This is a genomic window from Streptomyces sp. SAS_270, assembly GCF_052543295.1.
Window position 1 is genome coordinate 1 of the sequence record NZ_JBMNDS010000090.1, and the last position, 14,855, is coordinate 14,855.

Sequence of the window (14,855 nt, forward strand, 5' to 3'; positions counted from 1 at the left end):
AGGCCCTCGTACTGGACGTACTTGGGGCTTCGGCCGGTGCGGCGAGGGTGCGTGCCGGGCGCCGTGGGTGCTGTGCGGGACTTTCAAAACACCCCCTAGTTGCCGAGGGTGCTGACGGTCGGTGCATGGCGAACAGGCCGGGTTCGGACTCGGTGAGGATGCCGCGACTACATGCAGCCTGACCAGCATTCCAACACACCTGACACCTCATCAGAACAAGCGTCAAATGGGCGTCCCTTCAGAGTCAAGATATCGCCCGTAACGCCCACACCGCACATGCTGCACCCACGCAAAACCGCAGGTCATGAGCCCTACGTGAGCGGTCCGAGGATGGCGAGGCACTCCACATGGTGCGTCACCGGAAACACATGGACGACTCCACGAACCGCCCCCTCTGCGCCTTAGTGAACAACTCGTGGCGCACCTTGACCGGGTCAAAGTGCGCCATAGCCCACGTCAACCGCCTCGGCCCCCAAGTGGTCCCCAAGAATGATCAAGGGGCCGTTTCAGATCTCCTCTGAAACGGCCCCTGACCTGCTACTTCGTAAAGTCGGGACGACAGGATTTGAACCTGCGACCCCTTGACCCCCAGGAGTAGGGGTAGAGGGCATTTTCTAGACATAACAGATCTAATCAGGGCGCATGATGTGCGGGGCGGGATCCCTCGTGCACCATCGCGCAGACTGTGTGGTCCCCAACTGGTCCCCACTCGTGGTCATAGTTCTGCCGCCAGACGCTCGTGAAACGTGTCGGCGCCATGACAGCGTCCACGGCCGGACAGGTGCGGACGCCCCCGCACAAGCACCGTGCCCCCAAGGGCGACATCTTCGCTCTTGGGCACACTCGTCGGCTGCGACACTGCGCTAGCCATCGACGAAGGACCTCCGGTACCCGCGCTGGTGCTGCATGAGTGCGCCACGGAACCGGTCGCCCACCGTTTGCTCCCACACACGTGGTGTCATTCGGTTCGCGTAGACGAATGGGTGGCACCTTCGACGCTAGGGACGAGGGCCCGACCCCACATCGGCGCGGCGGCGCACGGCGGAAGACCCGGCCTGCTCCGGCGCATCCCCGCCCGCCACGAAAGCCCGGCACGGCGTGAACAGTCCCGGTTCCTCCTCCACCAACCCGTCCCGCTCGACCAGCCGTTTTCAGCTTCGACCGGAAGCCTTCCACCTTGCTCTTGTCCGTCGACAACCTCAGCGCGGCACACAGGTGATGCGCCCGCATCGGATGCACCGCGTCCTGGAGAACCTCCACGATGTCCCGGTACGACCCCGGCAGCACCCCCACGGCCAGCTCGGGCGTCCAGTGCGGCACCAGTCGCACCCCGACCGGCGATCCCGCCGGCAGCCGATGCTCTTCCATCTCCGCCTCGCTCGTGTCTGCCCCAGCAACCGAGACCGTCTCGTCGCCTGACAGGATCTCAGTCATCGTCTCCCGCGTGATCTGCAGACGGGACAACACGTCCTCCCGCTCAGCGAGACGCGTGGTCAACTCCTCGATCTAGTTCCGCAGTTCGGCGATCTCCTCCCGCGCGGCAGCCTCCCGCCGATCGAGTTCCTCCAGCCACGACACCATCGCCGCCCCCAAGACCACGTCCTGGGACATGACAATCCGCCGTCCGGCCACGAACGGCAATGGCGCATGGCATCACCAGCTCACTGCAGCAGAGCCGCACCCAATCAGAATCGGCTCCGGCGGCATGTGCCGACTGCCAGAATCGGTGACGCAGGACTTGAGCGGGGCAGGGGGGGCGGGCTCGTGTCGCTACACGCCGGGGATGTCGTCGGACTCAACCTCGCGCTGGACGGGGCGTCGATCATCACGGCCGTCAGCGGGCTGCTGGTTGCTGCGATCGCAGCGGCAGTAGCGCTCTTGCAGATTCGGCGCACCCAGCATCTCGAGCGAGAGAAGATCCAACTCCAGCTCGCCGCCGACCTTCGGCTCAAGGAACAGGAGTGGGCGCACGAACGCCTGCTATCCGAGAGGGAGCGCAGGCGGGCGGATCAAGTAAGAGAAGTAGAGCGGGAACAGGCTGCCGAGGAGCTTGAGGCCCAGCGTGGCAGCTTGGAGGCAAGAGCAGCAGCTTACTGCGTGCGCCTGGTGCACGAGCTCTCGACGCTGCGCATTCTCGACATGCCTCGTCCACTACGCCTTGACCACCTCTACGTTCATGTGCGTGTCCAGGAGCAGCAGCCACTCCGGTATGTCCATGACGATGAACTCGTCGAACGCGTCCTGCAAAACGACGCTTCGCTTGGCGATTCTCCTCACGCCGACGCAGAGGCCGCCAACTACACCTACGAGCCAGTTGGCGCGCTCCAGCGATATCAGCGCATCGTTGTGGTGGGTGACCCGGGGGCCGGGAAGACTACAATGCTTCGACACCTCGCCTTACGGATGGCCAGGCATACGGGTAGTGAAGCGCTGCCTGAACTCCCGGCCTACATTGAGTTGTTCCGGTTCGTCGAGAGCTCTCACGACTCGTTGCTCGATTACCTTGTCGAGCACTGGACCGACCAGTACGGCTTCGAGAACCCCCGAGAGTATGTTGAGGAAAAACTGGCAGACGGCAGGGCTGCCCTCCTGCTCGATGGGCTGGATGAGGTTTTGGGCGGCGAGAGCGCACAGGATGCGACGGATGCGTACAACCGTGTGGCGGAAGAGCTTGCTCGGCTGGCTACACGCTTCCCTCAAGCTCTGATCGCCGTGACCTGCCGGAGGCACGGCTGGCGCGGCGGGTTGCCCCAGTTTCAAGTTTTGGAGGCTCTGGATTTCGAGTGGCCGCAGATCGAGAAGTTCATTGCCAACTGGTTCGGTGAGCAGAACCGACGCCGCGGCGGTCTCGTCCGAGCTTTGTCTGGAAACGCGCGCCTCCGGACGCTTGCCGCGAATCCGCTGCTTCTCAGTCTGATTGCCATCGTCTACGAGCGCGACCTAGAACTTCCCGAGCGTCGCGCCGCCCTGTATCAGCGCTGTGTCGAGGTGCTTCTGCGCGAGTGGGATGCGCATCGGAAGATCACCCGCTACAGCCGATTCACGACGGATCGCAAGCGTGACCTTCTCAAGGAGATCGCCTGGCAGTACCACCAACGAGGTTTGCGTTATATCCCAGAAGATGACTTGCTGGATAGCATCGCCCGGTTCCTACCGACTATCGATCTGTCCAGCACGGACAGTCTGGCAATCCTGGAGGAGATTGTCGCCCAGTACGGCCTACTCAAGCCGCAGGCACACGGCTGGTACGGCTTCTTGCACCTGACGCTGCAGGAGCACTTCGCTGCCGCCGCCCTCCTGGAACGCGGAGAGGCCGGTGTCCGGCAAGCGGTGGAAGCGCGATACGACCCTTGGTGGGAGGAAGTAATCCTGCTGCTGGCAGGCTTGCTCCCTGACGCGACGCCGCTGCTTTCAGGGCTGCTCCAACTGGAGCCTGGGCGCTCCCGAACTCAAGGGATCGCTGTGGAGCCTCTACGTCTCCAGTACGACGACCTATTCCACACGGATTTGCTACTTGCAGCGCGGTGCCTGGCTGGGAGTCCTCGCGTCGCGGATGTCGGGCTTCGGCAGCAGATCATGTGCACGGTGTGGAAGTTGCTAGAAACATCGCCGTGGAGAGAAGAGAAGCAGCGGTCAGCAGAGGCCATCGTCGGGGTGCTAGGTTCGGATCAGCAGTTGAACGAGGTCATTGCCTTCATTCGCGACGAGCGCCAGGACATGGAGGCGAGGGTAGCGTTAATCGATTCGCTGTCCACGCACGGCGGCCGAAACGTGGGGGAGAGATTACTGGGGCTACTTGCCCTTCAGCGCCGGGTGAGTAATTACGAAAACTCTTATCTCCTGCGCAACGCTTTGATCCAGGCCGTTGGCATTCTGCACGTGGAGGCAGCAGTTCCCAAACTGCGCGAAGAACTGGATGAATTACTGTCTTCCCTGAACGAAGGGATCGAGAGTCCCTATCAGCTTGCTGGGATGGCGGCCCCCATCATCAGAGCATTGGGCCAGGCAGGCGTGCCCGCCGACGTCTTCTTGAATGTACTGGAAGTCTGGGGCGAGTCCGCCGATTTCGGGACCATCGCGCTGGCAGCACGTGACGCCCTCTCTGAAGTGAGGGATCCCCTCGTCGCAGAGCGACTTCTGCAACTCGTCACACGTGACAACCGTTGGACACACGAGCGCACAACATTGGCTTCTGTGTACCTAAGCGTCGCTGGGGACGCTGGTACCGGGACGCTGCTCGAACTGCTGCGGTTTGGGGGGATGCCGGGGCGTTTGACAGCGCCCATGATGACTGCCTTGCAAGGACATCTCGCCAAAGGGTACAGCCGGGCTTACCGTGACGCGCTGGTCGAGCTTGCCCACGACGATGGCACGCCTTGGCAGGTCCGGTGGCTGGCGCTGGAATGCCTCAGCCCAAGTCCCGGTACGGTCGACGAACTGATGACACTCATCGAGCATCCAGACATTCGAGTGTCAGTCGCGGCGGCCGCCACCCTAGCCGCATGGGGGGCGCCGATCGGCCTCAACGTTATCCGCACAGGAATCCTGAGCGGACTTCTACCACCAGACCTTTGGTATGCACGTGATCAAGGAGGTTACGCAGAACGAGGCCGGATCGCCCAACGCCTCGCGGCCGTGCTATCCCCTTATGGAGTCAGCGACCTCATTGAGCATTTTTGTACCATTGCGCGTGGACCAGAGGAAATGACGCATGACGCCTTTACCTGGTTGCGCGCGCTTGACCCTGAGGCGGAGGTAGATATCCACCTCGACCGACTCGGAAGCGGGGATACACTATCCAGATACGACCTTCCGGACCAGATCCCTCTCTCTCGTATTCACACTGTGCTCCAGTACTTCCTGGACACGCCTCCAGAACGCAGCCACCGCGCCTACTATGGAACACTCCTCAGAGCGGCCGCCAACTTGGCACGCGATCAGGAATCCGTCGCCCAACTATTGCGGCTAATTCCTGAGAGTAATGCAAGCCGTGCGCACTTCCCTGAGGCGTTTAACTGGGCCTACGAGGCCAGCCGCCGAGCCCGTGTCCGGGTTCTCCCCGGCCACACCATCGTCCCGCTGATCTGAACAGATACTTCGTCAGCCCCCAAGAAAGACGGCGATATTGGTTCAGCCCCGATTCCGTGAATTCGCAGATCATTATCGGATCAGGATCCGGGTGCGGAGGAGGCGGAACGAGGCTCGGCCGTACATGGCCCGCTTGATGGTCTTCATGCGGTTAGCCTCGATCATTCATGAGGGGTATCGGCCGCACGCGCGCTGTCCCCCGCCGCATCTTCCCAGACAGTCGCCATTAGGCGCAGGGCTTGACGGAGGGAAATGGCCCCCACCGGAACCCCGCCCCAACCGTTAAAGTCCACATGCTGATCACACCGGCCCGCTGAACTCCGGTACCCAATAGGGTGATACTGCGAATGACTTCTGGGACATCACGAGCATGTTCGCTCTGTTTCCACACACGTCGCAGGGCGTCTGCGCACACGCGCGGCCAGCAAAGGTTGAGGAAGTCCTCCGACTACGTGTGCGATGGCCTGGAGGGTCGGCCCCCGGCCTGGGGTACTGGACACCTCGGCGAAATCGAGGTGATCCCCGATGCCGACACCCCGTCTGCAGCGCGGGCCGGATCGTTGACAATGGCAAAGACTGGCCGCTTTGGGATCTCCCGAAGCGCCTCAGCCGTCACGCGACTACTCTGGGCAAGCCAAGTGAGCCCAGTACGACGCATCCGGCGTGACCAGCACTGGCATCGCATCCAAACCTCACCAGTCTCGGCCGTCCGGAGGGAGTTCGTCTGTTTCATCCCGCATACGGTCCAGGGCGGCGTGCGCGAGATCTCTGTAGAACTGTTCCTCGACGTTACCCCGGGCGCATCCGTCGGCCAGCTCAGTGGCCTTCGCCTGCTGCTCTATATCCTCGGGGTGGGGCTCGCCAGGCGTCCCCCAACGCATCCCGCTCATGCAGGCGTCGTAGAGGGCGCCCCTCATGCTTTTCAGGCTGGCGTCTCCGTGGCGGTCCGCGGCTCGCAGGCAGCGGCGTACGAACCCGACGTCCCAGACGAGTGTCCGGGGGGCTTTGGACAGCATCGCCGCGGCGACCCTGATCTTCGCGGGGTCGCTGTCGTCGAGATATTCGTCAATCACGGCGGTGACCCGGGCGTCGTAGGGCCCGGCGACAAGCTCGAAGAGGTGGGCTCCCAGATAGTGCCTGCGGGCGGATTCCGGGTCGGCGGCGATCCAGTCACGGATCTGGCGCAGCAGGTCTGGGAATTCGTCGTGATCGTGGAATAGCGGTGTCACATGCCAGCGGAAGGGCAGGGCGGAGTGCGTGCCTGTCGCTTGGCGTAGTGAGGACTCCGCCCTGGCTTCGAGCAGTTCGACGACGGCAAGGGGTTCCGTGCGGGCAAGTTCTGCGAGGAACCGGCCGATCTCGTAGCCGTCGATGGACGGTGCTGTGGTCAAGGCAGTGAGGAATTCCTCCTGCTGGTCATTGGAGAGATCCGACCAGGACAGCGGACTGTATGGGGCGCCGGCCACAGCCATGGCGAACGCCTCAAGGTCCGCTGTCTCCATGGCGGGCGATGCGGTGAGCAGTTCGACGGCCAGGTCCTTGTGCTGCGCGGCGATGACGTGCACGGCGCCGAGAGTGGCCCTGCGCACGATGGTGTCCCCGTGGATGGCGAGTTCGCGCAGCAGGTCCGCCTCGCCGTCCAGCAGATCGCCGCGACCGCGCTGGTGACCAAACGCATGCGCCACTTCCCGGGTGAGTTCGGTGTTCTCCGAGCCCATGAGCCTCCGGCCCCAGTAGACCGCGCGGTCGCCGGCGACGTGCCCCATCGCCGCGAGAGTGACCGACACCAGCGGTGCCAGCGAACACTCGGGCGCGGCTATGGCCTGGCCGCAGATGGCTTCGCCGACGGACGGACGGTGGGTGACCAGCGTCCAGATGAAGGACCGGGCGCGTCCGCTGTCGGTGCTGAAGACCCTGTCGTTCTCGCTGAGCAAGACATCGACCCGCGCGGCGATCGTGTCGTCTGTCCAGTCGGCGAGCGCGCCCATCACGTTGCTGAACAGTGCGTCTTGCGCCGCACGCGAATCCGAGACGGCGGAGTAGACGGCCGGGTCGGCCGGTCCGCCGTGCAGCGCCCGGGCGAGTTCGTTGTCCGGTGAGGTGGGGATTGCGCTCAGCAGGTCTTCGGCGGGGCGACGGAGGCCGTCAGGGCCGTGCTGTGCGAGCCAGCGCAGCTCAGTGCGCACGGCGACCAGGATTGCCGGCGGCAGGGCGTGCTCAACGATGTCCCGGTGCAGCCGGTCGACGGTGCTCGCGAGGTGGGGGATCCACGGCTGGCAAATGGCGTCCGTCACCGTCAGCCCGAAAGCGCCAAGCGGCAGACTGATTGCATTGCCGATCAGCGAACGGGCCGCCGAGGCGCGTTCGAGCTGCGGGTGTCCCAGCTCCTCGAACGCTAGATCCAGCGCCGCGCCGCGCATGTCCAGGACCTCCCTGGTGGGGGTCAGCACGTAGGGGTGGAAGGTCAGGGTCCAGGTCGTGGGTGTCCACAGCTCGTCATGGCCTTCTGCGGTCAGCACAGGGGAGAGCACGCTCAGTGGTTGGTGGACGAACGGAGTGGCGGGTGCGCGGGCCAGCCAGCGCTCGACCTGGCTGACGAGGATCTGCTGGTACTCGGTGGGGCCCCAGCGGGTGTAGTCGGCCAGTTCCGCCAGAATCCGCAAGGGATGTGAGGGGTGTTGAGGCAGGGGGCGCGAGTCGTCACGGCCCAGGCGCCAGAGAAGAGCGGCCGCCTGCGGCAGGAACTCCAGGGAACGAGCGGCGGCCTGGAGGACAGGGGCCAGGGCATAGCGCACGTCCGTGTCGGTCCAGGTGTGGGCCAATCCGAACCCGACTTCCGCGGTGACCGGGTCGCAGGGGTTGTCCACCGCCCATGTGGCCAGGTCGATAGCCCGCCGTGGTTGGAAGAACGCTACCTTCGCCACGACCTCCAGCAGGCTCACCCGTTCCCGTGCGTCCGCGGCGTGGAACGCTGCCGTGATCTGCTCCCACAGGGGCTCGATCAGCCCGCCGGTGCTGGTGCCTTGTTGCTGTTGCCACTCCACGCGGCCGGTGTTCACCACCAGGTTGGCCAGCGCGCTGCCCTGGCTGGCTTCCATGGCTCTGGCGAGGTAGCCCGTGGGCAGACCTGTGCCGCTGTGACGCGCTGCCTTGACGAGCAGGGCGTCACCCAGCAGGTCCGGCACCAGACGCACGGTAGTGCCGTGGCTCAGGACCACCCCGGCGCCCTCCAGGGTCGCCAAGTGCTGGGCGCAGACGTCGAACGGCAAGCCGGTCAGGGCTTCCAGCGACGTGCGGACTTCCGGTTCCGCCAGCCGCACAGGCTGGAAGGCGGCGAGGGCGGAAAGGAGGTCCTGGGGTACCTGGACGGATGCAGGATCGGTGGTCAGCGCCTCGGCGAGCCGGTCCGTGAGTTCCAGGTGGAGTTGCTCGGCGCCCTCGAATCTCCGGGGATCCAGAGCTCCGCTGTTGATCAGCGCCGCGCCGGTGACGATCAGCAGTGGGCAATCCCGTGCTGCGGTGGCGAGCCTCGGTGCGTGGAGCCGTACCGCTTCGTCCAGAATCTCGCTGGCCAGGGAAAGGGCGTCGTCGAACTCCAAGTCCCCGATCTCGACCGTGGTGGCCTCGCTCGCGTGCAGGCCGGCCTGGGCCAGTGCGCGGCGAGCGTGGGCCACGCCGTAGGGCCGTAGGGAGAGCAGCACGTTGGCGGAGCCGTTGGCGCTTCGGATGCCGGAGACGATCTTTTCCAGGGGGAGGGTGTTGTCGTGTGCGTCATCGACGATCACCAGAAGACTGCCTGTGCTCGGCAGGTCCCTGAACGAGCCCGGGCCGATGGCGGAGCCGGGGCCGAGCACCCGTACTTCGACGGCGGGCTCTGCCTCGCGCAGCGCTTCGCACAGAGCCGTCACGATTTTTGTCTTCCCGACTCCGCCTCTGCCGATGAGGAGCGCGACGCCTCCTTGCTCGTTCGTGGCGAACGGTACGAGGCTGTCCATGGTCTGAGTACGCCCGACGAGTTGCCAGTGGTGCGTGTAGACCGAGCCCTGGTTCACCTGGCGGAGGTAGTCGTCGGGTTTCATCCATGGGTCCGGCTCCGCGGGCCCGTTCTGCTGGATCACGACCTGCGTGCCGACCACATCGCCCAGGAAGACTCCGCCTCGGAAGTCGATGTGGTCCCCTAGATACCAGGTTTCCGCGCTGCCCGGGGTATGCCGCTGCATAGCCTCCGCAACGGCTTGCGCGATCTGCGGATCGGCGACGAACAGGGCTACCATCCGGTCGACCCAGGACCGCACCGCTTCCTGCCGGGCGGGCTGGGCAGCCTCCTCGGCAAGCATTTGTGCGGAGGCACGCGGGTCCTGTGCCAGCGCCCGCGCCAGTTCCTCCACCAGTCGGTGGCCGGCCTCCCCTGCGGCGCCTTCGGCCAACGCCGCCAGCAAGGACGTCGGCAACGACTCGTCCATCTGCCCCTTCCCCCCGCTCGACACAACCGGCCCGCTCGGAGCCGCAGGTCAACGGTAGAGGTTCAGGCCGCACCGCGCGCCGGCCCGGCGTACAACAGGCCGGCCACCGCCAGCGCCTCCAGCAGCGACAGAGCGACGAGCAGCCGCCACCCGGTCCGCCAGCGGAAGCACGCAGAACGCCGTCAGGTCCACCACGCACTGGAAGGTCTTGCGGGAGCGGCGGCGCGCGTGGCTGCGATGGATCCTCTCCCAACCGAAGGCCGCTAAATCACCTCTAGAACCTGCCAATTGTGTCAGGCGGAGGCCCAGTTCGTAACGGCCCTGTGTGAGACGTCGGCCTAGTGCCACTTCGAGCCGGGCCAGCAACGGTCCCTGGTTCTTTTCGTTCTGACACGTAGTCGGGAAACCTGCTCTCACCTCGGACAACACGCGGGTTCTTGTCAGGGAGGCGCTAACGGGAGTTCGGATCGGCGGCGTTCGACTGGCACAGTCCCGTTATGCGTATCTCCACCAAGGGCTCCGTCGCTCTCATCGGGAGCTTCCGTCAGCACTACCCCGAAGTCCTGGCGGCCGCCCGGATCTTCGCGGACGCCGGACTGACCGTGAAGAGCCCGCCGATCTGCCGGATCGTCGACCGCGGGCGGGAGTTCGTGCGTTTCGAGTCCGACCCCCCGGAGTCCTCGGACCACGACCTCCAAGCGGCGACCCTGGAGAAGATCTTCACCTCGGACCTCGTGTACGTCGTGAATCCCGGCGGCTACATCGGCCGCACCACCGCATACGAACTGGGGCGTGTCCACGACCGCGGCATGGCCGTCTACTACGCGGAGCCGCCGAAGGACCTGCCCATCGCCGTCCCGGAGGGAACCGTCGTCGACGCGCGCCGCTTGGTGGAGATCATTGCCGGGAACGATCCGGGACCTGCTCCAGTCAGGCGGCCACGGGTCGCGGCGCAGCCGACGGCCGACATCGTGATCTTCACGATCCGCTCGGAACAACTGCGGATCCTGCTCGTGCGGCGCGACAAGAAGCCGTATCGCGGGATGCTCGCCCTGCCCGGCGGGTTCGTCCGGCCGGGAGAGTCCCTGGAGGACACTGCGAAGCGGGAACTCCGGGAGGAGACCGGGCTGAACGGCTCCGGGATCCGGCTCGAACAACTGCACACGTACTCGCGCCCGGAGCGTGACCCCCGGGGCCGGATCATCTCGACCGCCTTTCTTGCGGTCATTGCGGATCCGCCAGAGGTGACCGCCGGGAGCGACGCCCGCGCGGCAGACTGGGTCGAGGTCGAGGAATCACTGTGGGGCCCCAACAGCAGCCTCGCCTTCGACCACGGCGAGATCCTCCGCCACGGGCTCGAACACACCCGTACCCGGCTGGAACACACCACCATCGCAACCGCCTTCTGCGACGACCTCTTCACCATTACCGACCTGCGCAAGGTCTACGAGGCCGTGTGGGGTTACGAGCTCAACCCGGGGAACTTCCACCGCAAGGTCGTGGAGGAGACCACGGGATTCGTGGTCAGGACCGACAAGGTGCGCAGGACAGGGCCTGGGAAACCGCCTGCTCTGTTCCGCCGGGGCCCGGCAGACCTGCTGTATCCGCCGATGATGCGCGGTCGCCGCACCCCATAGAACACCGCGGCCCCGGACTGTGCGAGAGCCCGAGGCCGCGACGGAGCACACCGTGCACCTGTGTGGAGAACACCGACGCTCACCAACCCCGCGGAAGAGGCGACCTGGTGAGCATCCATCCTCAGGAAGGACAACACCATGCTGCCCCTTTCTTCTTCCAGCTCAGCTTCCGGCGCCGGCGACTTCTCTTCCTCCTGGACCTGGGGGACGGTGATAGCCCTCGTCGCCCTGGTCGTCAGCAGCTGGCTCGTCGTCAACCACCGCCGCCGCGACCAGACCGTTCAGTGGCACCAGCCCGACTACGACACGGCGAGCAATGCGCTCCTCGTGCTGAACCGGCTGTCGCTCACGACGGCCGCCGAGGGCGTCACGGCCGAGCTACGCGAGCTGGTCGACGTGGTCAGCAGGCTCAGGATGGCCGAACAGCGCTCCCCGGAGCTGCCGTTCGGCGTGGTCGTCGCGGAGCTGGAGGGCTACCGGGCGAAGGTGCTGCCGCAGAACCACGCCGACAAGCTCGCCGCGGACCAGAGCCTGCTGGACGACTACCTCGCTCTCGCCCGTGCACAGGGCATCAGGCTCGAAGCCGCGCGAGTCGCGATCGTCGACGTACAGCGGAAGATCGAGAAGTTGACACGTAATTAGGGTCGTTCTAGTGGATCTCTGCGGGAGAAGGAGCGGTGTATTGGTGCGGCGAGAGGGCATGCCGGGCATCGCGACGCTGCGGAGATCCATCAGAAGGGCCCCAGTCTCACGGCGTCGCGCCGGGGAGCGACGGCACCGCGAAGCGCCTACGGGAGCCATCGCCAGGCCGACGAGCCTGAAGCCGTCTCGCCAGGCATGAGGAGATCAAGGTGACCGCGCTGCGCGCGGACGGCAGGTTCAGTCGGCACGGAAGTACGCACTCCCCGGTGACCGGAGTGCCTGCGCCCGCTCCCCCGCGATCGACGCCGTCACGGGGCGTTGAGTCGATCGTCGAGCCTCTAACCGCCAAGGGCGATTACGAGGAGACGGACGTCGACCGCCAGGAAGAGCAGGAAGAGAACGGACGCAGTGCGCGCCGTCCGGCGAACGATGGTGTCCCGCCGAGGACACCATCCACATCACGCTCGGTGGACGCAGCGGCCGACTCTTGTTCAGTTGCTGTTACAACCGATGCCGTCACCGTCTTGGTCGAGTCGATGTGGGTCCTCGGGGCCGACCCACACAGGGCCGGGAAGGTCCGAGCAGTCCACGTCGGGAACGCCGGCGGGAGGCCCATCGGGCAGATCGGGACGTGCGGACGTGTCCGGTACCGAGAGCTCGGTCGTCTCCGGACAGGCCGCCCACAGGCCGGCGACGGCTTGGCGGGCGGCGTCCTCGGCTTGGGAGATCACCGGCCAGTACTTGTCACTGGGCGGGAACAGGACGGCTTCGGCATGGCCGCTGCGGACGAGGGATTCGTTGACGAAGGTGCCCTGCTCGTTCCAGACGTACAGCACGTAGCGGTCATAGCGGTCGGTCAACTGGGCATCGCGCTGGATCCGCGCACTGCTGCCCGGCGGAAGCAGCGCGGTGGCCCGAACCGTGGCGGGCGTCGGCGAAGCAGGCGCCCCGCTCCGGTGTGTCGATCTCCAGGAGCCGGACGCGGGCCACGGCGTCCTTCGGCACGATACCGCCGTCGCTTCGCACTTCGATGGTGTCGCCGTCGATGACGCGTAGCACCACCACGCCCGGTGGTGTCGTATCCGCCGGTGCCTTCGTGGTCGGAGGGCTCGCGCCCAGCTGCGAGGGGACGTCGCGCAGCGCGGAGGGCGTCGGCGTCCGCGGCGGCGAGCTGGTGGGAGGCCCCTCGTCGGGACGTCGGTTGGCGCCGTCTTCTCGGAGGTGTTGGATTTGCGGTCCTGCTGCTCCAGGAGTGCCCCAAGACCACCGAAGGCCACAAGAAGGCCGAGCACGACCAGGACCGCGGTGATCCAGGGATGCTTGAAGCGTCTGGAACGCGACGGGCGCGACTGACTCGATCGGCGGCGCCACGCGTCCCGATCGGGAGGAGGCGAGGGACACATGCCGCCCCCCTGGGCGGGGAAATACTGCCTCTTCAGTACAGCAGCGTCCCGCTACGGCCGCCTCCCACACTCCGGGCCGAGAAGCCCACGGTGGACTGACCCCTTGTCACCCGCCGCCCATGTTGGGTGGCCTGACCAGCCCAATAATGCACCTGACACCCCATCAGAACGAGCGTCATTTCAGCGTCAAGATATCGCCCGTAACGCCCCACACCCCACATAACGCGCACCGACAAAACCCCAGGTCAAGAGCCCTTCGCGACCGGATCAAGGATGGCAACGCACTCCACATGATGAGTCATCGGAAACACATGGGCGACTTCACGAACCGCCCCCTCTGCGCCTTAGTGACCACCCCGTGGCGCACCTTGACCGGGTCAAGGTGCCCCACAGCCCCCGTCAACCGCCTTGGTCCCCAAGTGGTCCCCAAGAATGATCAAGGGGCCGTTTCAGATCCCCTCTGAAACGGCCCCTGACCCGCGACTTCGTAAAGTCGGGACGACAGGATTTGAACCTGCGACCCCTTGACCCCCAGTCAAGTGCGCTACCAAGCTGCGCCACGTCCCGGTGCGTTCACCCGCGGTTTCCCGCGTGATCGTGCAGGTGAACCCTACCGCACCTGCGCAGAGGGCTTGCCCACGAGAAAGCGGGCCTGCTGCTGTCTAGTCCGGCGTGTGCATCTCCGCCGCCGCGGTGCGCAGCGCGTCGGCCAGCCGGGCGGCCGGTTCCGGGAGGGGGCGCGGGAGGCGGGCCAGGACGAGGCGGCGGAGCTCCCTGGGGCCGCCGCGGACGGTCAGGATGCGTACGCCGGACGGGGCGGCGGACACAAGGGAGGCCGGGACCGTGGTCAGGCCGCAGCCGGCCGCGACGAGGTTGAGCTTGGCCAGCCAGTCGCGGGCCGTGTGGGCGATCACGGGCCGCTCGTCGAGGCCGGGCCAGACGCCCATCAGCCGCTCGTCGCCGGAGGAGGCGCCGGCGATCCAGCGTTGGCCGCGGAGTTCGGCGACGTCGACGACGTCGTGCGCGGCGAGGGGATGGCCGGCGGGCACGGCCAGGCACAGGGTGCGTTCGGCGAGGGTCTGCACGGTCAGTGGCGGCGTCTGTGTGTCGAGCGGGCGGAAGGGCGGCATCGACGCCAGCAGCGCGAGGTCCAGCGTGCCGGCTCGCAGCGCACGGATCAGGGCCGGTGTGCTGCCCTCCCGGGTGGTGACGGTGATGGCGGGGTGGCTGCGGCGCAGCGCGGCGACGGCCCGCGGCAGCAGGACGGCGCCCGCGCTGGCGAACCAGCCGAGCCGCACGGTCCCCGCTGCGGCGGGCAGCCCGGCCAGTTCGCGGGCTGTGGCGTCGATCTGGTCGAGCACGGTCACCGCGCGGCGCAGCACGATGTGTCCCGCGTCGGTCAGCCGCACTCCGTCACGGCGTCGCTCCAACAGCGGTGCCCGGGCTGCCCGTTCCAGCGAGGCGATCTGCCGGGACACCGCGGACTGGGTGTACCCGAGTGCCGCAGCGGCCGACGTGAGCGTGCCCCGTTCGGCCACCTCACGGAAGACGCGGAGCGCGACGAGCGAGACATCGGTGAAGTCCATGAGTTTTACGCATACCAGAGGTGAGCAACTTTCGTT

General features: G+C 66.1%; 6 protein-coding genes and 1 tRNA gene. 3 read left to right on the top strand and 4 right to left on the bottom strand.

Going from position 1 to position 14,855, the window contains the following annotated elements:
- The first annotated feature begins 1,764 nt into the window (after positions 1 to 1,764).
- Positions 1,765 to 5,088 (top strand): NACHT domain-containing protein, encoded by a 3,324-nt coding sequence (locus tag ACN6LB_RS38700; RefSeq protein ID WP_445029950.1) that lies wholly within the window; start codon positions 1,765 to 1,767, stop codon positions 5,086 to 5,088.
- Between the two features lie 692 nt (positions 5,089 to 5,780).
- On the opposite strand, the gene ACN6LB_RS38705 is transcribed toward ACN6LB_RS38700, so the two are convergent.
- Positions 5,781 to 9,515: a hypothetical protein gene (locus ACN6LB_RS38705; protein ID WP_445029951.1), complete on the bottom strand. Its 3,735-nt coding sequence runs from the start codon at positions 9,513 to 9,515 to the stop codon at positions 5,781 to 5,783.
- Positions 9,516 to 10,048: 533 nt separating this feature from the next.
- On the opposite strand from ACN6LB_RS38705, the gene ACN6LB_RS38710 reads away from it, so the two are divergent.
- Both ACN6LB_RS38710 and ACN6LB_RS38715 read left to right on the top strand, forming a co-directional pair.
- Positions 10,049 to 11,188, top strand: a complete 1,140-nt coding sequence (locus ACN6LB_RS38710; RefSeq protein ID WP_445029952.1) for an NUDIX hydrolase — start codon at positions 10,049 to 10,051, stop codon at positions 11,186 to 11,188.
- Between the two features lie 138 nt (positions 11,189 to 11,326).
- A complete protein-coding gene (locus ACN6LB_RS38715) occupies positions 11,327 to 11,830 on the top strand; it encodes a hypothetical protein (RefSeq protein WP_445029953.1) in 504 nt (167 codons plus the stop codon).
- A gap of 491 nt (positions 11,831 to 12,321) precedes the next feature.
- Here ACN6LB_RS38715 and ACN6LB_RS38720 read toward each other — a convergent pair whose 3' ends face one another.
- The 3 genes from ACN6LB_RS38720 to ACN6LB_RS38730 all read right to left on the bottom strand — a co-directional run bounded on the left by ACN6LB_RS38720 (position 12,322) and on the right by ACN6LB_RS38730 (position 14,819).
- Positions 12,322 to 12,690: a thermonuclease family protein gene (locus tag ACN6LB_RS38720; protein WP_445029954.1), complete on the bottom strand. Its 369-nt coding sequence runs from the start codon at positions 12,688 to 12,690 to the stop codon at positions 12,322 to 12,324.
- 1,036 nt (positions 12,691 to 13,726) lie between these two features.
- Positions 13,727 to 13,800: transfer RNA gene (locus ACN6LB_RS38725), tRNA-Pro, on the bottom strand.
- Between the two features lie 95 nt (positions 13,801 to 13,895).
- Complete coding sequence (locus ACN6LB_RS38730; protein WP_445029955.1) at positions 13,896 to 14,819, bottom strand: LysR family transcriptional regulator; 924 nt, start codon at positions 14,817 to 14,819, stop codon at positions 13,896 to 13,898.
- Positions 14,820 to 14,855 lie beyond the last annotated feature (36 nt).

What these genes read in the sequence shown, in the direction of transcription:
- ACN6LB_RS38730 (WP_445029955.1), bottom strand. Translation starts at nt 14,819, where the DNA reads ATGGACTTCACCGATGTCTCGCTCGTCGCGCTCCGCGTCTTCCGTGAG.
- ACN6LB_RS38715 (WP_445029953.1), top strand. Translation starts at nt 11,327, where the DNA reads ATGCTGCCCCTTTCTTCTTCCAGCTCAGCTTCCGGCGCCGGCGACTTC.
- ACN6LB_RS38710 (WP_445029952.1), top strand. Translation starts at nt 10,049, where the DNA reads ATGCGTATCTCCACCAAGGGCTCCGTCGCTCTCATCGGGAGCTTCCGT.